The sequence below is a fragment of the Bradyrhizobium sp. CCBAU 45394 genome (assembly GCF_028128655.1).
In the GTDB taxonomy this organism is placed as follows: Bacteria; Pseudomonadota; Alphaproteobacteria; order Rhizobiales; family Xanthobacteraceae; genus Bradyrhizobium; species Bradyrhizobium diazoefficiens.
Window position 1 is genome coordinate 551 of the sequence record NZ_LBIX01000001.1, and the last position, 18,389, is coordinate 18,939.

Annotated in this window: 16 protein-coding genes; 8 read left to right on the top strand and 8 right to left on the bottom strand. The window is 65.0% G+C overall.

The annotated features are described in order from the left end of the window. Nucleotides 1–58 precede the first annotated feature (58 nt). The gene (locus WN73_RS00005) at nucleotides 59–820 is read left to right on the top strand and encodes an IS5 family transposase (RefSeq protein WP_271550994.1); all 762 of its coding nucleotides are present in this window, start codon (nucleotides 59–61) and stop codon (nucleotides 818–820) included. 200 nt (nucleotides 821–1,020) lie between these two features. Here the strand turns inward: WN73_RS00005 and WN73_RS00010 are convergent, their stop codons facing one another. From WN73_RS00010 to WN73_RS00020, 3 genes are all read right to left on the bottom strand, one after another. Beyond that, on the bottom strand, nucleotides 1,021–1,887 hold the full coding sequence (locus WN73_RS00010) for a L,D-transpeptidase (protein ID WP_028172958.1): 867 nt from the start codon (nucleotides 1,885–1,887) through the stop codon (nucleotides 1,021–1,023). A gap of 230 nt (nucleotides 1,888–2,117) precedes the next feature. Continuing rightward, entirely contained in the window at nucleotides 2,118–2,636 is a 519-nt protein-coding gene (locus tag WN73_RS00015) for a hypothetical protein (protein ID WP_028172957.1), read from the bottom strand. Between the two features lie 37 nt (nucleotides 2,637–2,673). Next, nucleotides 2,674–4,221: an acetolactate synthase large subunit gene (locus WN73_RS00020; protein WP_028172956.1), complete on the bottom strand. Its 1,548-nt coding sequence runs from the start codon at nucleotides 4,219–4,221 to the stop codon at nucleotides 2,674–2,676. A gap of 283 nt (nucleotides 4,222–4,504) precedes the next feature. Between WN73_RS00020 and WN73_RS00025 the strand changes: the two genes are divergently transcribed. Together WN73_RS00025 and WN73_RS00030 are read left to right on the top strand one after the other, a co-directional pair. Further along, nucleotides 4,505–5,083 (top strand): L,D-transpeptidase, encoded by a 579-nt coding sequence (locus tag WN73_RS00025; protein WP_028172955.1) that lies wholly within the window; start codon nucleotides 4,505–4,507, stop codon nucleotides 5,081–5,083. Nucleotides 5,084–5,367: 284 nt separating this feature from the next. Further along, nucleotides 5,368–6,183: a DUF2927 domain-containing protein gene (locus WN73_RS00030; RefSeq protein WP_028172954.1), complete on the top strand. Its 816-nt coding sequence runs from the start codon at nucleotides 5,368–5,370 to the stop codon at nucleotides 6,181–6,183. A 22-nt stretch (nucleotides 6,184–6,205) separates the two neighbouring features. Here the strand turns inward: WN73_RS00030 and WN73_RS00035 are convergent, their stop codons facing one another. The 3 genes from WN73_RS00035 to WN73_RS00045 all read right to left on the bottom strand — a co-directional run bounded on the left by WN73_RS00035 (nucleotide 6,206) and on the right by WN73_RS00045 (nucleotide 8,916). Further along, nucleotides 6,206–7,012, bottom strand: a complete 807-nt coding sequence (locus WN73_RS00035; protein ID WP_271550786.1) for a class I SAM-dependent methyltransferase — start codon at nucleotides 7,010–7,012, stop codon at nucleotides 6,206–6,208. 107 nt (nucleotides 7,013–7,119) lie between these two features. Further along, a complete protein-coding gene (locus WN73_RS00040; RefSeq protein WP_161536246.1) occupies nucleotides 7,120–7,779 on the bottom strand; it encodes a helix-turn-helix transcriptional regulator in 660 nt (219 codons plus the stop codon). Nucleotides 7,780–7,788: 9 nt separating this feature from the next. Beyond that, entirely contained in the window at nucleotides 7,789–8,916 is a 1,128-nt protein-coding gene (locus WN73_RS00045) for a threonine synthase (RefSeq protein WP_271550792.1), read from the bottom strand. A 375-nt stretch (nucleotides 8,917–9,291) separates the two neighbouring features. Between WN73_RS00045 and WN73_RS00050 the strand changes: the two genes are divergently transcribed. The 3 genes from WN73_RS00050 (at nucleotide 9,292) to upp (ending at nucleotide 12,625) form a co-directional block, all read left to right on the top strand. Next, entirely contained in the window at nucleotides 9,292–10,548 is a 1,257-nt protein-coding gene (locus WN73_RS00050) for a GTP cyclohydrolase II (RefSeq protein WP_028172951.1), read from the top strand. Between the two features lie 7 nt (nucleotides 10,549–10,555). Further along, nucleotides 10,556–11,794 (top strand): URC4/urg3 family protein, encoded by a 1,239-nt coding sequence (locus WN73_RS00055; RefSeq protein ID WP_271550796.1) that lies wholly within the window; start codon nucleotides 10,556–10,558, stop codon nucleotides 11,792–11,794. A gap of 201 nt (nucleotides 11,795–11,995) precedes the next feature. After that, nucleotides 11,996–12,625: a uracil phosphoribosyltransferase gene (upp, locus tag WN73_RS00060; RefSeq protein WP_011089974.1), complete on the top strand. Its 630-nt coding sequence runs from the start codon at nucleotides 11,996–11,998 to the stop codon at nucleotides 12,623–12,625. A 243-nt stretch (nucleotides 12,626–12,868) separates the two neighbouring features. On the opposite strand, the gene WN73_RS00065 is transcribed toward upp, so the two are convergent. Together WN73_RS00065 and WN73_RS00070 are read right to left on the bottom strand one after the other, a co-directional pair. After that, entirely contained in the window at nucleotides 12,869–13,978 is a 1,110-nt protein-coding gene (locus WN73_RS00065; protein WP_271550801.1) for a M48 family metallopeptidase, read from the bottom strand. Nucleotides 13,979–13,981: 3 nt separating this feature from the next. Continuing rightward, nucleotides 13,982–15,136, bottom strand: a complete 1,155-nt coding sequence (locus WN73_RS00070) for a YjgN family protein (protein WP_038965475.1) — start codon at nucleotides 15,134–15,136, stop codon at nucleotides 13,982–13,984. 302 nt (nucleotides 15,137–15,438) lie between these two features. On the opposite strand from WN73_RS00070, the gene WN73_RS00075 reads away from it, so the two are divergent. Next, nucleotides 15,439–16,704 (top strand): cytochrome P450, encoded by a 1,266-nt coding sequence (locus WN73_RS00075; RefSeq protein WP_028172947.1) that lies wholly within the window; start codon nucleotides 15,439–15,441, stop codon nucleotides 16,702–16,704. A 242-nt stretch (nucleotides 16,705–16,946) separates the two neighbouring features. Continuing rightward, the gene (locus WN73_RS00080; RefSeq protein ID WP_271550805.1) at nucleotides 16,947–18,221 is read left to right on the top strand and encodes a cytochrome P450; all 1,275 of its coding nucleotides are present in this window, start codon (nucleotides 16,947–16,949) and stop codon (nucleotides 18,219–18,221) included. Nucleotides 18,222–18,389: the final 168 nt, after the last annotated feature.

Genomic DNA, 18,389 nt, shown 5'->3' on the forward strand with positions numbered 1-18,389 from the left:
ACCAGTTGAGCCTGAGCGCCGAGCCATGATTCAAGCCACCAGACGGAAGGGCCGAATCATGCGCTACGAACTCACAGACAATGAGTGGTTTGCCATTAAGCCGATGCTGCCGAATAAGCCGCGCGGCGTGCCACGAGTGAATGACCGTCGTGTCCTCAATGGCATCTTCTGGGTCTTGCGCTCTGGAGCACCATGGCGCGACCTGCCAGAAGGCTTCGGTCCGTACACGACCTGCTACAATCGGTTCGTTCGCTGGCGACGGGCGGGCGTGTGGGCGAAGCTCATGAGTGCACTGGCTGGCGCTCATGATGCTGCCGTGCAGATGATCGACACGTCTATTGTTCGCGTGCATCAACATGGGGCCTGCATCGCAAGGAACCAGCGCCAATCGATGGGAAGATCACGCGGCGGCTTGACGAGCAAAATCCACGCGGTGGTCGATGGCAATGGTCTGCCTGTACGGCTGGCGTTGAGTCCCGGCGAGGCGCACGACGTTCGACTGGCCGGAAAACTGCTGTCTCGTCTTAAATCCGGATCAATGCTGCTCGCAGACCGAGGCTATGACGCCGACTGGATCAGGGAGCTTGCCATGAAGAAGGGCGCGTGGGCCAACATCCCGCCGAAAAGCAATCGCAACGATCCGATCTGCTTTAGCCCGTACCTCTACCGCGCTCGCAATCAAGTCGAACGGTTCTTCAACAGGATCAAGCAATGCCGTCGGGTGGCGACACGCTACGACAGGCTCGCCGCCAACTACCTTGCATTTGTTCAACTCGCGTCAATCCGGTTGTGGCTGCGCCTTAATGAGTCCGCGTCCTAGCACTACTTTGGCAGATTGTTGATTTCACCTCGATTTATTGGATTCCCGAATCAATTNCAGGGTCACAAGCCGCCGATCACGCTCAAGGTGGCAGACTTCCGCTTTGCGTTGGTAAGCCGACTTTATGAGTATANGACTAAAAAGCGGCGACTTGAATTGCCTCCCTGTCTTCAGTTGCAGACCGAGGACGGAGGACTGAGTTACTGAGCTTCGGCGATCTTCGGTCCGGATGACAGCATCTGCGCGTTGGCTGCCGAGGGCCGGTTCGACGGCGATGCCGGGTCCGGCGATCGGGAAGCGGCGTCGGGCGACGCTCCCTGCGATGGCCGACGGGCAGCGGTTGCCGGAAGCACGATCACTTTCGCTCCGACTTTCACCCGCTCATAGAGGTCCACGACGTCCTCGTTGGTCAGCCGGATACAGCCGGACGAAACCCGCTTCCCGATCGTATCGGGCTTGTTGGTGCCGTGAATTCGATACTCCGTCTCGCCCAGATACATCGCCCGGGCGCCGAGTGGGTTGCCGGGACCGCCGGCCATGAACCGCGGCAGATAAGGCTGACGCGAGACCATCTCCGCAGGCGGGTGCCAATCCGGCCATTCTGCTTTGCGAGCCACCGTCTGCTCACCGGACCATGCGAAACCTTCGCGGCCAACACCGATGCCGTAGCGCATCGCCTGCCTGTCGTTCAGAACGAAATAGAGGAATGTGTTTTGGGTATCGATGATCACAGTGCCCGGTGTCTGGTGGCTGGCGTAGTCAACCACCTGCCGGACAAGTGCGCCGGGACCGTCAGCGGCTTTTGGCGGTTCGACCAGCGGCGCCGGGGCCGGGGCCGGAATCGGAGCCGGAGCTGGCGCCGATGCATGAACCGGAGTTGCCACGTAAACCGGGGATGACGATGCCATGGCTTGGGGTGCGGACGGCTTCCCTATCGGTTGCACGCTCGCCGGGCGAGACAGCAAACCGTACCCTAACGCGGCGACGGCCACGACGCCAACTGCAACTCTCGCGGCCATCGGTAGTGCGAACGTCTTCGCCTTTCCACGTTTGGCCCGCTTGCTCATATCTTTCCCCAGGTCACCATGCCCAAGAGAGGTACCCGGCAACATTTAAGAAACTTCGAAGCGATCTCTCTCAGACTGGAACCCGTTGACGGTGGTTAACGCCGGACTCTTGCTCGGCGGAGCGCACACGCCCCGCGCTTTCGTTAACGGCGGCTTCGGGTCAGTCGCTGCTGGCCAAGCGGAGCGACTTCCGCTCTGTCCGCGACATCTGACGTTTAGAAGTCCACGCCCTAACGCGCGGCTCCGAGGCCGAGCTCCGCGAGGCGCGTTGCGAACCAGCGCGACAGCGGCTCATCGACGAGGCCGCCGACATAGACCTCCGACATCGTCACATGGTGCTTGTCCAGCACCAGCAGCACGCCGATCCAGCAGGCGAACCAGACATGCGGATCGGTCAGCGCCCGCAGCTTGTGCTGGTCGTGCGTCACCGACGTGTGATTACTCGCTTTGCGGATCTCGACGCTAAGCAAATTGTTCGGGATCTCGCGCTGATGCACGACGACATCGGGATAGATCGACTTGTCCAGATGGTCGTCGGTCGAGACGATGGTGCCGTGCGGCAGATGCAGCGTGCGTTCGCCGAGCCGGTCGTAGTTGCAATCGACTGACCAGCCGGCGAACTGCTTCTCCAGATGCACGGCGAAGCGATGCGTGATCGCGCGCTCGCCGATGTCCTTTTCGAACAGGAATCCTTCGTGGGCGTAGAAGTCCCGGAGCGCCGCGATCACCTTGTTCAGCTCGGTCTGCATCGTGCCCCCCGGCCCTCGGCGCTCCGTATGATACGCCCTACATCTGGACTTCGATCAGCCGCGGCCCGGGCTCGGCGACGGCTTCGGCCAGTGCCTTGTTGAACTCGTCCGCGTTGGTGACGGCGCGGCCGGGCACGCCCATGCCCTTGGCCAGCGCCACGAAATCCAGCGTCGGACGGTCGAGCCGCAGCATGTCGTTGGCACGCTGGCCGGGCTCGCCGGCGCCGACATTGTCGAACTCGCCGCGCAGGATCTGGTAGATGCGGTTGGCGAACACGATGGTGACGATGTTGAGGTTCTCGCGCGCCTGGGTCCACAGCGACTGGATCGTGTACATCGCGCTGCCGTCGCCGACCATGGTGATCACCTTGCGGTCCGGGCAGGCGATCGCGGCGCCGATCGAGAGCGGTGTGGAGAAGCCGATCGAGCCGCCCATGTTCTGCAGCCAGTCGTGCGGCGCGGCGGCGGCCGTCGGCGGGAAGAAGGCGCGGCCGGTGGTCAGCGACTCATCGACCAGGATCGCGTTCTCGGGGATCGCATAGGCGATCGACTGCGCGATGGACGCGTGGGTCAGCGCGCCGGTCGGCTTGACCAGCTCCTGCACTGCCTGCGGCTTGACGTCCTTGGCACTGGCCTTCACCGCGCCGGCGAGCGCTTCCAGCGCCGCGACCGAATTCTCGCCCCAGGAGGTCATGCGATGGACGTCGCAGCCTTCGGGCCTCAGCACGCTCGGCTTGTTCGGATAGGCGAAGAACGCCACGGGATCGTCGGACTCGACCAGCACGATATGGCGGAACTTCGCCAGCATCGGCAGCGCGTTCTCGATCACGTAGTGGATGCGATCGATCGAGAAGCGGCCGCGGCCGCGCGCCATCTTGGGACGGAAGGTCGGGCCCATCACGGTGCAGCCGGTCTTGGCCGCGATGCGCTCGGCCAGCGCGAGGCCCTGCTCGCTCAGCGCGCTGCCGGTCATCAGCAGCAGCGTGCCCTCGCCGTCGCCGTGCAGGATTTTTGCGGCCTGCTCGACCGCCTGCGGCGAATAGCTCGCGCGCTGCTGCTCGGCCGGGACCTCGGCGATGCCGTCGGCCTCGTTCCAGGCGGTGTCGGCGGGCAGGATCAGGGTCGCGATCTGCGGCGGCGCGCTTTTGGCGGCGGCAATCGCCGCGGCGCCGTCAGCGGCCACCGATTTGGAATCCGGCGAGGTGCGGACCCAGGACGACATCGGCCGGGCGAGGCCCTCGATGTCGGAGGTCAGCGGCGCGTTGTAGCCGATATGGTAGACCGCGTGCTGGCCGACGATGTTGACGATGCCGGAATTCGCCTTCTTGGCGTTGTGCAGATTAGCAAGGCCGTTGGCGAGGCCCGGGCCGAGATGCAGCAGGGTCGAGGCCGGGGTGCCCTTCATGCGGAAATAGCCGTCGGCAGCGCCCGTCACCACGCCTTCGAACAGGCCGAGCACGCAGCGCATGCCCGGGACGCGATCCAGCGCTGCGACAAAATGCATCTCGGAGGTGCCCGGGTTGGTGAAGCAGACGTCGACCCCACCCTTGACCATCGTCCGCACCAGGCTTTCCGCACCGTTCATTCTTTTTGCTCCCACAACCGGCGATTTCGAGTGATCCATCTGACCAATCATTGTTCGCGGCATCCGTCAAAGCAATAGGGGGCATCGCGGCCCTGCCCCGCGCCGCGACGCGCTGGTTTGGCTAACGCTTTTTGGCAAACTGGCCCGGTTGCCGATTTGGTAACGCCATTCGTTAAGGTTGGCTTGTTCGGAAAGGACTTGCCTCACGGGGCCGTGGCTTGCGAAATGCCGGCAAATATGGCCTGTGGCCTTCGTTGAATCGATTTTTTTGCTGGGGGAAACAATGATCCGGTTTTTTGCCGCGCCGATTGCCGCCATTGCACTGCTGACGGCCACCGCCGGCGGCGCCTTTGCCGAAGAGTTCGACTCGCGCGACATCATGGGCGGCGGCCCGAACTTCTTCCGCGGCGGCTCGAGCCCGATCCCCCGCACCACCGTCAACTACTCCGGCAACTATGCCCCCGGCACGATCGTGGTGAACACCTCCGAGCGGCGGCTCTATCTGGTGCTCCAGAACGGCCAGGCGCTGCGCTACGGCATCGGCGTCGGCCGCGACGGCTTCCGCTGGGGCGGGGTGCACAGGATCACCGCCAAGAAGGAGTGGCCGGACTGGACGCCGCCGTCGCAGATGCTGGCCCGCCGACCCGACCTGCCGCGCCACATGAAGGGCGGCATCGAGAACCCGCTCGGCGCGCGCGCGATGTATCTCGGCTCGACGCTGTACCGCATCCACGGCTCCAACGAGCCGGAGACGATCGGCCAGGCGGTCTCCTCGGGCTGCTTCCGCATGACCAACGACGACGTCAGCGACCTCTATAGCCGCGTCTCGGTCGGCACCACCGTGGTCGTGCTGAACAACTGAAGCGCAATTGCCTCCACGCACGTGATGTGCTCCCTCTCCCGCTTGCGGGAGAGGGTTGGGGAGAGGGTCTCTCCGCAACGGGACAATCCCCCAGAGGAGAGAGCCCTCACCCGCCGCTACGCGGCGACCTCTCCCGCAAGCGGGAGAGGTTGAGGGAGCCGCGGCTTCGGCTGAATCACACGAAGTCTGTCACGCTTTTGCTACAGATGATTGGCGGGAACCCGCAGGGCGCGTGAATTTGCGGTCTTGTGCGCGCGACGCGAATACGGCAGCGTCGGGTGACGATGAGCGCATTGAATCCGCCCTCGCTTTCCCTCCGCATCGCCCTCCTGGCGCTCGCAGCGCTCACCGGTGTGCCTGACACCGCTACCATGGCCGCCGCGGGCGAATTGCCCGCGATCGCCTCGCGCCAGCGCGCCGAGAAGAAGAGCTTTACCGACAGCGAGATCGTCGAGGGTTTCCTCAAGACGGCTTTCGGCGCCGAATACCACCTCGCCGGCCGCGTCGACCGCATCCGCAAGTTCGACGGGCCGGTGCGCGTGTTCGCCGAGAGCGACCGCGCCGATCGCAAGACCCAGCTCGCCAAGGTCGTCGCCGACATCGGCACGCGCGTGCAGCATCTCGACATCGCCATGGCCGGCAGCAGCGAGGCGGCGAACGTGCGGGTGAAGCTCGTGCGCGACCGCGATCTGTTCCGCACCATCTCGAGCTTCTACGGCGCGGAGAAGGCGCGCGAGATCCGCACCTCGCTCGATCCGCAATGCCTGTCCGGCTTCCGCAAGAACGACAATTTCGAGATCGAGCATTCCGACGTCATCCTCACCGTCGACAACGGCGACTTCACCTTCCTCGACTGCGCCTATGAGGAGCTGCTGCAGTCGCTCGGTCCGATCAACGACACCACGAGCGTGCCCTGGACCATGTTCAACGACAACGTCTCGATGGGCTATTTCGACGTCTACGACCAATACATCCTCAACCTGCTCTACGACCCCCGCATCAAGCCCGGCATGACCGTGCTGGAGGTCAAGGCGGTGCTGCCCGCCGTGCTCACCGACGTGCGCGCCTGGGTGAGGCGGGTGAACGATCTGAAGGAGTGAGGGATTCTTACCTCTCGCCGCCTCACACCTTCCTTGCCTTCGTCATCAGGAACTGCTGGCGCATCACGTTGTGGCCGGCGTCGAAATACTCCGAGATCAGCGCCTCGAACTCGGCACGGAAGCTCTTGAGCTTGTCCGGCTCGTCCTTGTACTGGGCGACGAGCTTGATCAAGGGCCCGATCGTCGATTCCATGGTGCGGCGGAAATGCTGCGGGCTGAGTGCCGACGGCGTCATCATGTCCATCTCGAAAGAGAGATCCTTCGCTTTCCCTGCGAGACGCTCGGCGACGATCTTCGGATCGCCCCACAACACCGGTGATGCCACGCCCTCGGGCGGCGGCAGATGGCGGCCGATCATCGCGAACATCCGTCCGACATACAGATGCGGCGGCCAGGTGGAGAACGCGATGGTGCCGCCAGGCTTCAGCACGCGCAGCATCTCGCCGATGGCAACGTCCGGGCGCGGCGCGAACATGTGGCCGAACTGGCTGAGCACCACGTCGAACTCGTTGTCGCCATAGGGCAGGCTTTCCGCGTCGCCGTCGACGAAGTCGACATCGAGGTTCGCCAGTTGCGCATGCTCGCGGGCGCGCTCGATCAGAACCGGCGACAGGTCGAGACCCCTCACCTTTGCCCCGCGACGCGCCGCCGTGATCGCGACAACGCCGGTGCCGCATCCGACGTCGAGCAGCCTTTGACCGGCGGCAACGCCGGCAAAACCGACGAGCTTGGCGGCGGTCGGTGTCGTGAAAACCTCCATCGGCGTGAACAGCGACCAGGCTTCCTTCTGGACAGCCTTGAAACTTGCAAACGGATCCTGCGCGGTCATGGAACTCTCCCATCGCTCGAGGTCGATCCCCATGAGGCGGGCGACGGGCGCGGAAGGTTCAACGCGGGCTGATGGTCGCGGCACTGCGTTCCGGCTGGCGGACCGCCTCACCTGGCATCGGCATACACCGTGGCGCGCGACACGCCGAGATGGGCGGCGATGATGTCGGAGGCGCGGCGCACCTGCATGCCGCCGGCATCGCGCAATTCGCGCAGCAGGGTGCGGCGGTCTTCCGTGGAGAGGGCGCGGGGCGTGGTGGCGCGGCGCGCGGCGAACCGGTCGATATGGGCGCGGATGGCGTCGGCGCCGACGGGGTTGAGGGATTCGGGCGGATTGTTTTGCGCATCGACGCTGACGAACTGGCCGATCGCGCTCTGCAAACCCTGGAACAGCGTCAGATCGACGTTGAGGCAGAGGGCGGCGACGTATGAACCGTCCGCGCCCTTGATGCCGATCGAGGTGCTCTTGGCCTGCCGTCCGTCGGCGAAGCTGTTGGCGTAGTTCGAGATCACCTGCGCGTAGTTGGGATCGGCGATGCGGGCGAGGCCAAGCTCGGTCGCGCCCTGGCCGACCTTGCGGCCCGACAGGTTGTTGTGAATGGCGACGATCGCGTTCGTGGGATCGGTGAGATCGTGCAGCACGACCTCGCAGAAGGGCGCAAAGGTCTCCCCCAGCCCCTGCGCGATCTGCTGCAGCTGGTCGAACAGCAGCTTTCGTTCGGCCGTGGCCCTGCCCGATGCGGCGGACGCGGATTTGCTGCGGCTCATCGCCCGGCCCTACTGCACGAGATCGGCGACGATTGTGGCGGCCTTCAGCCCCGTGCCGGTGAGCACCGCGACCGTGGTCTCGTTCGCCTTGATGGCGCCAGCGGCGGAGAGCTTGTCCAGCGCGGCGGCTGCGCTGGCACTGGTCGGCTCGGCGAACAGGCCTTGCCGTGCAAGTCGTCGCAGGGCGGCGACGATCTCGTCCTCGGCGAGCGCAACGGTGCCGCCGCCGCTCTCGCGCAAGGCGGCGATGATCTCGCGCAGACGCAGGGGATTCTTGATCGCGGTGCCCTCGGCGATGGTCTTGCTTACCTCGCGCGCGACCGGCGTATCGACGCCGGCCTTGAAGCTCGCATCGATCGGCGAGCAGTTTTGCGGCTGCGCCGCGAACAGGCGCGGCAGCTTCGCGATCTGGCCGGCCTTCAGCAGCTCGCGGAAGCCGAAGGCGCAACCGAGCAGGCTGCTGCCGGCGCCGACGGGGACGATGACGTTGTCGGGGGCGCGGAAGCCGAGGTCTTCCCAGATTTCATAGGCGAGCGATTTCGTGCCTTCGAGAAAGAACGGCTGCCAGTTGTGGCTGGCGTAAAAAGTCTGGCTCGACTGGCGGATCGCCTCGGCCTCCGATTCCTCTCGCGGCCCCTCGACGAGCTGCACCGCCGCGCCATAGGCGCGCACCTGCGCGATCTTGGCCGGCGACGTCGAGGCCGGCGCCAGGATCTTCACGCGCATGCCGCCGGCGGCACCCAGCCCCGCCATCGACGAGCCGCCATTGCCGGAAGAGTCCTCCAGAATGGCGTCGACACCGATCTGCCGAAGGAAGGACAGCATCACGGAGGAGCCGCGGTCCTTGAAGCTGCCGGTCGGGTTGAACCATTCGAGCTTGAACAATGGGCGCAGGTCGCCCCATTCCTGCGCGACTAGCGGCGTGCGGCCCTCGCCGAGCGTGATCGGATTCTTGATCTCGACCGGCAGCGCCGCCCGGTAGCGCCACAGCGATCGCGTGCGCGGCTCGATCTCCTCGCGCGAGATCCCGGCCCCCGGCGTCACCAGCAGCGGCGTGCGCTCGTCCGAGCACCAGCGCGGCTGGTCGAGCGGATAGAGCTTTCCGGTGCGGGGGTCGATGTAGCTGGCGGCGGGCATGGCAGGCTCCATGGCAGAGACGATCTATACGCTTTGTCTGATTATATACGTTCTGTCCAGTCGCGGCGCAATCGCCACAACACCTCTTGAAAACAGGAAAACTAAAATTATTTCAAATCTTTAGGTCTACCGCACGGATCGAACGGCAGGGTTCGACCGGAGCGAGGGCGCGGGATTCACGCGGACCGGGCTGGTTCGCCGACGATGGAATTTGGCGATGAACGCTTGCCGGGCGCTGCACCATTAACTTGTCTGTCGCCGTCGGCCGCTACAATATGTTGGATTGAGCTTGCGCCGCCGGTGCTCCGCATTGGTAACGCAAAGTGAGCCAGGCCCGTCCGAGCGGCGGGCCGTTGGCTTTTTGGGAGCCTGGACATGAGCCGCGCGAACCGTACCGATCACATCCGCCTGACCTCCCATCCGGAGCCGGGCAGGAAGGCCGCCTTTCCGATCCATTGGGGCGCAGCCGATGCGCGCACCCGCGGGCCGATCATCGGCACGGTGTCGCGCGCTGGGGATCGCAACGTGATCGGCAGCCATGGCGGCTCCTATGCGATGTACCGCGCGCTCGCCGTCTCCGCCGGGGCGCTCGATCCCATCAGGCGTCCCGACCTGACCAACACGTTTCCGGCGGCCACCATCGGGCCGTTTCCGCAATGGAACGATCCCGCCAAGATCGTCGCGCTCGACCCCTGGGGGCATCTCGTCGCCGAGAATTTTGGCAAGGAGATCGCCGAGGGCTCCGACATCCGGCCGAGCATCGCGGTGACGCGCGCCCGGCTCGACCTGCCCGAGATCCGCGAGGCGCTGGCCGCAAAACGGCTGCGCGCCGACGGCGAGGTCGTGCATGCCAATGGCAGCGTGTCGGTGGTGAAGATCGCGATCGATCCGGTCTGGTATCTGCCGGGCCTCGCCGCGCGCTTCGGCACCGGCGAGACCGAGCTGCGCCGCACGCTGTTCGAGCAGACCGCCGGCATGTTCCCGGAGCTGGTGACGCGGCCGGACATGAAGGTGTTCCTGCCGCCGATAGGCGGCACCACGGTCTACATGTTCGGCGACGTCAGCAAGCTGCCCGACCATCGCACCAAGATCACCTGCCGCGTGCATGACGAGTGCAACGGCTCCGACGTGTTCGGCTCCGACATCTGCACCTGCCGGCCCTATCTCATCCACGGCATCGAGGAATCCGCGCGCGGCGCGCAGGAGGGCGGGCTCGGGCTCGTCGTCTACAACCGCAAGGAAGGCCGCGCGCTCGGCGAGGTCACGAAATTCCTGGTCTACAACGCCCGCAAGCGCCAGGAGGACGGCGATGCCGCCGCCGCCTATTTCGAGCGGACCGAATGCGTCGCCGGCGTGCAGGACGCGCGCTTCCAGCAATTGATGCCGGATACCATCCACTGGCTGGGGCTGAAGCGCATCGACCGCTTCCTGTCGATGAGCGACATGAAGCACGACGCGCTGACCTCGCAGGGCATCGACATCGTCGAGCGCGTGCCGATCCCGCCGGAGCTGATTCCAGCCGACGCCTATGTCGAGATCGCGGCCAAGAAGGCTGCCGGCTACTACTCGACCGACATCGCGCCGGAGAAGGACGTCAACGGCGTGGTCGGGCGTTCGCTGGAAAAATACTGATCGATTGATGGCGGACACCAGAGAACAACAGGCCCGCTCGCTGCTCACCGCAACAGCGGTTCGCGCGCGCGCCGGGCAGATGCTCGAGCTTGGCCTCAAGCGCGGGCTCAGCCACTTCACGATCGATCTCGACCGCATGGACGGCGTTGCGGACGCGGTGCTCGCGGTCACGCGAAAAGCCTATCCGACGCTGGACGTCCCCTTCCACGCCCGCTGGCGGCATTTTGTGCTCGGCGGCGGCGATCGCTGGGCGCGCCTTGCCGACGCCGCGTCGTGGCCGGACCGCGCCGCGCGGGCGCGCGCGGAGTTCGACCTTGCCATCGTCAGCGTGCTGCTCGATGCCGGCGCCGGCGCTGCCTGGCGCTATCGTGACGCGGTGACGGGCGAAAGCATCGGCCGGTCCGAGGGGCTTGCGATCGCGAGCCTCGACATGTTCGCAAGCGGGCTCTTCTCCAGCGATGCCCGCGCGCCGTTCAGGGCCGACGCCGACGTGCTCGCAAAACTGCCGCTTGCCGCCCTCACCTCTGCGTTTCAGGTCAGCGACGCCAATCCGCTGCTCGGCCTCGACGGACGCACGGATCTGCTGCGGCGTCTGGGCAAGCAGGTGGCGGACCGCGCCGAGGTTTTCGGCCTGCACGATACGCCGCGGCCCGGCGGCCTGTTCGACCATATCGCGGCGCAGGCTGTGGGCGGCGCCATCGCCGCGCCGGCGATCCTGTCCGCGGTGCTGAACCAGCTCGGGCCGATCTGGCCGTCGCGGCTCGAGCTTGCCGGGATTCCGCTCGGCGATTGCTGGCGCCATCCGGCGATCAAGGCGGATGATGCGACCACGGGCCTCGTGCCGCTGCACAAGCTGTCGCAATGGCTGAGCTATTCGCTGATCGAGCCGCTCCAGCGCGCCGGCTTCGCGATCACCGATATCGACGGCCTGACCGGACTTGCGGAATACCGCAATGGCGGCCTGTTCGTCGATCACGACGTACTGCGCCTGCGCGATGCCGCTGATGCCGGGCGCGCGCATGCGGTGGATTCCCTGCTCGTCGTGGAATGGCGCGCGCTGACCGTCGCGTTGCTGGATCGTCTTGCCGAACCGGTTCGTACCAAGCTCGGCCGCACGCCTGACACCTTGCCGCTCGCCAGCATCCTGGAAGGCGGCACCTGGGCCGCGGGCCGCGCCATCGCCTTCGCACGCCGTCCCGACGGTTCGCCGCCGCTCAAGGTGATCAGCGACGGCACGGTTTTCTGACCCTCTCCCCCTGTGGGAGAGGGTGGCTTCGCGAGAGCGAAGCCGGGTGAGGGGTATGTCTCTGCGGGCATATCTCTCACCGGAGTTTGCTGAAACAGACCCCTCATCCGGCGCTTCGCGCCACCTTCTCCCACAAGGGGAGAAGGAAGAAGCGCCGGCTGGTTGCATTTCAATCAACGCGCATTTCGTTAGGAGCGTTACATGGAAGGCGTCACGATCGTCGATCATCCGCTGGTGCAGCACAAGCTGACGCTGGTGCGGGACAAATCCATCTCGACCAAGTCGTTTCGCGAGCTGATCAAGGAGATCGGCATGCTCCTGTGCTACGAGGTGACGCGCGACCTGCCGCTCGCCGACACCGTCATCGAGACGCCGCTGGCGACGATGCACTCGGCCAAGATCGCCGGCAAGAAGCTGGTGTTCGTGCCGATGCTGCGCGCCGGCACCACCTTCGTCGACGGCATGATGGACCTGGTGCCGACCGCCCGCGTCGCGCATATCGGGCTCTACCGCGAGCCGCACAGCTTTGCCGCGGTCGAATATTTCTTCAAATCGCCGTCCGACCTCGGCGAGCGGCTGGCGATCGTGGTGACACCGGTGGTCGCCACCGCCAACACGGCCGTCGCCGCGATCGACCGGCTGAAGGAGCGCGGCGCCAAGGACATCCGCCTCGCCTGCCTGATCGCAGCGCCGGAAGGGTTGGAGCGGCTGCGCGGATTGCATCCGGACGTGCCGATCTGGACGGCCGCGGTGGACGAAGGTCTCGACGAGAACGGCTTTATTTTGCCGGGCCTCGGAGACGCCGGCGACCGCGCCTACGGGACGCGGTAGTTCAGAGCACGATGTTAGGTTCGGTCCGCTGTCCGTGGCTTACCTCTCCCCAGCGGGGAGAGGTCGGATTACGCCTGGCGATGCGAAGCATCGTCCAGTGCAATCCGGGTGAGGGGCCGCGGCGTTCAGTGAGAGTGCAACCCCTCACCCGGATCGCATCTTTCGATGCGATCCGACCTCTCCCTACGGGAGAGGTGCTTCGAGTTCTGGGCTCGCACCAATTCAACAAAGGCTGATCCCGCTTCAGATCTTCCCGCTGCCGCAAATGCCCTTCAGCGCGTGCCACTCCGCATCTGTCAGCAGCGGCGGGCCGCTGACGGGACGATCTTCCTTGGTCATGCGGGCGAGACGGTCCTCGGTCAGCGGGTGGCTCGACAGGATCGCGAAACCGCTGCCGCCTTCCTTGCCGGTGATGCGGAACATCAGCTCGGCGGAGGGCTTCGGCGAGCGGCCGAGCGCGTGCATGATGTCGATGGCGAAGGTGTCGGCGCCGGTCTCGGCCTCGCGCGAATAGGAGGCCTCGACCACGCTGCGCGAGGCGAAGATCACGGCGGATGAGCCGGTGACGTCGCCGAACAGCAGGCCGATCAGGAACGAGGTGCCGCCGTTGTAGATCAGGCCGCGCATGTTGTCGTGATGCTTGAGATGGCCGAGCTCGTGGGCGAGGATGCCGGCAAGCTCGTCGGGGCTTTCGGCCCTGTCGAGCAGGCCCTGCAGCAAGAACACCTTGCCGCCGGGCAGCGCGAACGCGTTCGGCACCGGGGTCGGCAGCACGCCCGCGGTCATGGAATCGTCATCGAGGCCGGCGGCATCGCGCAAGCGGTTGACCAGTTTTGTGAACGCGGCCTTGCCCGCGGGGTCTTCGCACGTGCGGCCGCCGAAGATGGTCTTCACCTGGACCTCGGACGCATCGCCAATGCGGCGCTCGATCGGCTTCGGCACCAGCGGCGCGAGGCGATCGGCAGCGAGCGGCACGCCGAACAGCACGACACAGACGATCGAGACGGCGGCGGCCACCGACCAGCCGACGATTTTCGCGATACCGCGGCGCGTGGTCTGGTGCTCGTCGAGACGCATGCAGCGGACGCTCACGTCTGCCGCGAGTGCAGTATCGCGAATCTCCAGCCGTGCCAGCGGCGGCGCGGACGTCGAGGCCAGACGCAGGACACCGGCCGGACTGTCGGCACGCCGAATGTCGGCATAGGCCCAGCGAACGGGCGTCGCGCCCTCTTCAACGATCTCGAGCGCATCACCGAGCGTCAGCGTCACCTGCCGCCTGCGGCTCGACACGCCGTCGAAGTAGATCGTCGGCTTTGCGGACTGCGCCGGAGCCTCGGTGGACAACTCACTCACAGATCAGAATCCCGCGACATCGAGCCCATCGGCAAAGCCTTCGCCGAGCGCGCTGGCGAGCTCGCCGCTGCCGCGCACGTCCGCCGCGGCTCCGATGTTATGCACCTCGACGGTCTCCAGCACCTTGGCCCAGAGATCGCGCTGAAGATAGACCCGCATGATGATGTTGATCGCAAGCGCCAGGGCGAAATAGCCGATGACCATCATCGCCAGCATCGGAATGCTCTTGGCGGTATTGTCGGGGCCGAACACCTGCTCGACCGGAAGGCCGCTCAGCTTGACGACGAGCATGGTGGCACCGCCGAGATAGGCGGCGAAAATGATCGAGAGCAGCATCCACCAGCCGATCACCTTCCAGTACAGGCCGTAGAATGCGTTATGCGGCAGCTCCGAGGACAGGCTGACGCCGCCGATGCGGATGCCGTCCAGCCACCAGCGCCATTCGCGCGCCTTGAACTCGGCATAGAAGAACGGGGCGAGCGGGAAGATGACCAGCGCGATCGGGCTGAGCAGCCAGAGCCACCAGCCGCGCTTGAAGAACGTCCAGCCATCGCCTTCGAAATCGCCGGAGAGATCACCGTAATGGGTGTGCTGCATCTTGTAGCGTTCGAGCGAAGCCTCGCGCCAGGGCAGCGCCAGGCCGAGCGTCAGGAACACCAGCAGGCCCCACAGCATGGCCCGGAACGAATAGGCCCAGCCCGAGCCGTCCATCCAGAACCGTACGCCGCGCCAGACCGTGCGGGTCAGGCGATAGCGCCGCGCGCGAAAAATCGCGAACTGGCCGAAGGCATAAAAGCTGATGAAGAGCGGCGTCGAGGCAAAGCCCTGCCAGCGCTCGAACTCGATACCGATGAGGAAATAGGCGAGATAGATCGGCACGAGGATCGCCAGCGCGAACAGGAAGCCGATCAACAGCTCCTTGCCCCGGCCGGTATATTCGGCGGCGTCGCCGTCGATCGACGTGTTCGACCACAAGTGACGGCGGATGTCGGTGACGAGCCAGAACCGGTAGAAGCCGAAAGTGACCAGCTCCAGCATGGCACCTTTGGTGACCATTTTGCGGAACACGGAGCGGTCGCCGGCGAAGTCGACGCGCGTGGGCGGCAGTGGCGGCGGGACGGGCTCGGAGCCGATAGGGGCCCATTGCATGTCGTTCACGGCGGCAACCTCGGGATGTTGGCCTGTTGCGGTCAAACTATAGATCAGGGATTGGTCGATCCCCAAGACGGGTGGGTTCGATTTGCCTCGATTCCAGTCGATTTCTGGCACGTTTCCCGGTCCAACGGCGTGCGGGAGATCACGTTGACACATCTGCGTGACGGGCCCCGGATGCTCACGCAAAGGTTGGATGTGGCAAAACTCGCCCTTGCCCCGACGCAGACAACCGGCTGTAATTGCAAATCAAATACCGCAGCGCAGAATTCAACGAGAACGCGCGGTTCACGTCAGGGAGAGCGGTCATGCACGGGACCATCGAAAGCACGGCAAAGCTCGATGCATTGCGCGAGCGCGCCACGTCACTGCCGCTGGAGCAATTCGATCCCGGCGATCCTGAATTGTTCAGGACCGATACGTTCTGGCCCTATTTCGATCGCCTGCGCCGTGAAGACCCCGTGCACTACTGCAAGGACTCGATGTTCGGGCCGTACTGGTCGGTGACGCGCTACAACGACATCATGGAGATCGAGACCAACCATTCGGTATTCTCCTCGGCCTCCGCGCTCGGCGGCATCACCATCCGCGACATCGATCCCGACCTGCGCCGCGAAAGCTTCATCTCGATGGACCCGCCACGCCATGCGGCACAGCGCAAGACCGTCGCGCCGATGTTCACGCCGACGCATCTGGACAATCTCGCGCTCAACATCCGCGCCCGCTCGGCCGAGTGCCTCGACAATCTGCCGCGCGGCGAGGTGTTCGACTGGGTCGACCGCGTCTCGATCGAGCTCACCACGCAGATGCTGGCGGTGCTGTTCGACTTCCCCTGGGAGGACCGCCGCAAGCTGACGCGCTGGTCGGATATCGCCACCACCATTCCCGGCCCCGACGGCCTCGTCGCCACCGAAGACGAGCGGCAGGCCGAGTTGACCGAATGCGCCGGCTATTTCGCGCGCCTGTGGAAGGAGCGCATCGAACAGCCTCCTAAGAGCGACCTGCTTTCCATGATGGCGCATGGCGCGGCGACGCGCGACATGGACGCGAAGAACTTCCTCGGCAATCTCGTCCTTTTGATCGTCGGCGGCAACGACACCACCCGCAACACCATGTCGGGCTCGATCTACGCGCTGAGCCAGCATCCGGAGCAATATCGCAAGCTGCGCGAGAATCCGGCGCTGCTCGACAGCTTCGTGCCGGAAGTGATCCGCTGGCAGACGCCGCTGGCGCATATGCGCCGCACCGCACTCTCCGACTTCGAGTTCCGCGGCAAGCAGATCAAGAAAGGTGATAAGGTCGTGATGTGGTACGTCTCGGGCAACCGCGACGAGGAGGCGATCGAGAAGCCCTACGATTTCATCATCGACCGCGCCCGCCCGCGCACGCATCTGTCCTTCGGCTTCGGCATCCACCGCTGCGTCGGCTTGCGGCTTGCCGAACTCCAGCTCAAGATTATCTGGGAAGAGATCCTCAAGCGCTTCGATCATATCGACGTGGTCGGCGAACCCAAGCGGGTCTATTCGAGTTTCGTAAAGGGACTTGAAACCTTGCCGGTGAAGATTGCGGCGTAGATTCGCAGTAAGATGAGCGTGAACGACATCCACAAGGAAGCTGCGCCCCCTCTCCCGCTTGCGGGGGAGGGCTGGGGTGGGGGTGTTTCCGCGGGCGAGAGCCCCCAAGAGGAAAGAGCCCTCACCCGGCGCTACGCCATAGCCGAGGCTGCGCCTCGGCGTTCTAAGTGGACGGCCGCCGAAGGCGGCCTATGCCTCTCCCGCAAGCGGGAGAGGTTAGAAAAACAACTGGAGCCACGACCATGAACATCCAGACGCCGGTTAAAGTGGACAAGGCCGAACGCATGCGCAGGGCGCGCGAGGAAGCCTACGCGACCCCGCTCGCGCAGTTCCACCCCGGCGCCCCCAGGCTGTTCCAGGACGACACGCTGTGGCCGTGGTTCGAGCGGCTGCGCAAGGAAGAGCCGGTGCATTACTGCACCAACGCGCCGATCGAGCCGTACTGGTCGGTGGTGAAGTACAACGACATCATGCATGTCGACACCAATCACGGCATCTTCTCCTCCGACTCGACGCTCGGCGGCATCTCGATCCGCGACGTGCCGGAAGGCTACGACTACCCGAGCTTCATCGCGATGGACCAACCCCGGCATTCGGCGCAGCGCAAGACGGTGTCGCCGATGTTCACGCCGACGCATCTGGACGAGCTGGCAAAGTTGATCCGCCAGCGCTCGCAGACCGTGCTCGACAACCTGCCGCGCAACGAGACCTTCAACTTCGTCGAGCGCGTCTCGATCGAATTGACGACGCAGATGCTGGCGACGCTGTTCGACTTCCCCTGGGAGGAACGGCGCAAGCTGACCCGCTGGTCCGACGTCTCGACCGCGCTGCCCAAGAGCGGCATCGTCGCCTCGGCCGAAGAGCGCCGCCGCGAGATGGACGAATGCTACGCCTACATGTCCAAGCTGTGGAACGAGCGCGTCAACTCCGCCCCGCGCAACGATCTGTTGTCCCTGATGGCCCATAACGACGCCACGCGCTTCATGGACCCCGACAACCTCATGGGCAACATCATCCTGCTCATCGTCGGCGGCAACGACACCACGCGCAACACCATGACCGGCTCGGTGCTGGCGCTGAACGAGAACCCCGAGCAATACGACAAGCTGCGCGCCAACCCTGCGCTGATCGAATCCATGGTGCCGGAGGTGATCCGCTGGCAGACCCCGCTCGCCCATATGCGGCGCACCGCGCTGCAGGATACCGAGATTGGCGGCAAGCAGATCAGGAAGGGCGACCGCGTCGTGATGTGGTACGTCTCCGGCAACCGCGACGAGGAGGCGATCGACCGCCCGAACGAGTTCATCATCGACCGCCCGCGACCGCGCACCCACCTCTCCTTCGGCTTCGGCATCCACCGCTGCGTCGGCATGCGCCTCGCCGAACTCCAGCTCAAGATCGTCTGGGAGGAGATGCTGAAGCGCTTCGACCGCATCGAGGTGGTTGGCGAGCCCAAGCGGATCTATTCGAGCTTCATCAAGGGGTATGAGTCGCTGCCAGTGCGGATTCCGGGGTAGGCTCTATCCTCCGTCATTGCGAGCGCAGCGAAGCAATCCAGAATCCCTTCGCGGAGACAGTCTGGATTGCTTCGCTGCGCTCGCAATGACGAGTTCCGGGATGCACATGCGCACCAAATTCGCAGTGCCCCTGGCCCAGCTATAAAATTTCGGCATGACAGGTCGCGC

Bases quoted from the DNA above. Each gene is read 5' to 3' on its own strand.
- WN73_RS00045 (WP_271550792.1), bottom strand. From the start codon at position 8,916: ATGCCCGCCGCCAGCTACATCGACCCCCGCACCGGAAAGCTCTATCCG.
- WN73_RS00035 (WP_271550786.1), bottom strand. From the start codon at position 7,012: ATGACCGCGCAGGATCCGTTTGCAAGTTTCAAGGCTGTCCAGAAGGAA.
- WN73_RS00025 (WP_028172955.1), top strand. From the start codon at position 4,505: ATGATCCGGTTTTTTGCCGCGCCGATTGCCGCCATTGCACTGCTGACG.
- WN73_RS00080 (WP_271550805.1), top strand. From the start codon at position 16,947: ATGAACATCCAGACGCCGGTTAAAGTGGACAAGGCCGAACGCATGCGC.
- WN73_RS00055 (WP_271550796.1), top strand. From the start codon at position 10,556: ATGGCGGACACCAGAGAACAACAGGCCCGCTCGCTGCTCACCGCAACA.
- WN73_RS00010 (WP_028172958.1), bottom strand. From the start codon at position 1,887: ATGAGCAAGCGGGCCAAACGTGGAAAGGCGAAGACGTTCGCACTACCG.
- WN73_RS00030 (WP_028172954.1), top strand. From the start codon at position 5,368: ATGAGCGCATTGAATCCGCCCTCGCTTTCCCTCCGCATCGCCCTCCTG.
- WN73_RS00020 (WP_028172956.1), bottom strand. From the start codon at position 4,221: ATGAACGGTGCGGAAAGCCTGGTGCGGACGATGGTCAAGGGTGGGGTC.
- WN73_RS00040 (WP_161536246.1), bottom strand. From the start codon at position 7,779: ATGAGCCGCAGCAAATCCGCGTCCGCCGCATCGGGCAGGGCCACGGCC.
- WN73_RS00075 (WP_028172947.1), top strand. From the start codon at position 15,439: ATGCACGGGACCATCGAAAGCACGGCAAAGCTCGATGCATTGCGCGAG.
- upp (WP_011089974.1), top strand. From the start codon at position 11,996: ATGGAAGGCGTCACGATCGTCGATCATCCGCTGGTGCAGCACAAGCTG.
- WN73_RS00050 (WP_028172951.1), top strand. From the start codon at position 9,292: ATGAGCCGCGCGAACCGTACCGATCACATCCGCCTGACCTCCCATCCG.
- WN73_RS00015 (WP_028172957.1), bottom strand. From the start codon at position 2,636: ATGCAGACCGAGCTGAACAAGGTGATCGCGGCGCTCCGGGACTTCTAC.
- WN73_RS00005 (WP_271550994.1), top strand. From the start codon at position 59: ATGCGCTACGAACTCACAGACAATGAGTGGTTTGCCATTAAGCCGATG.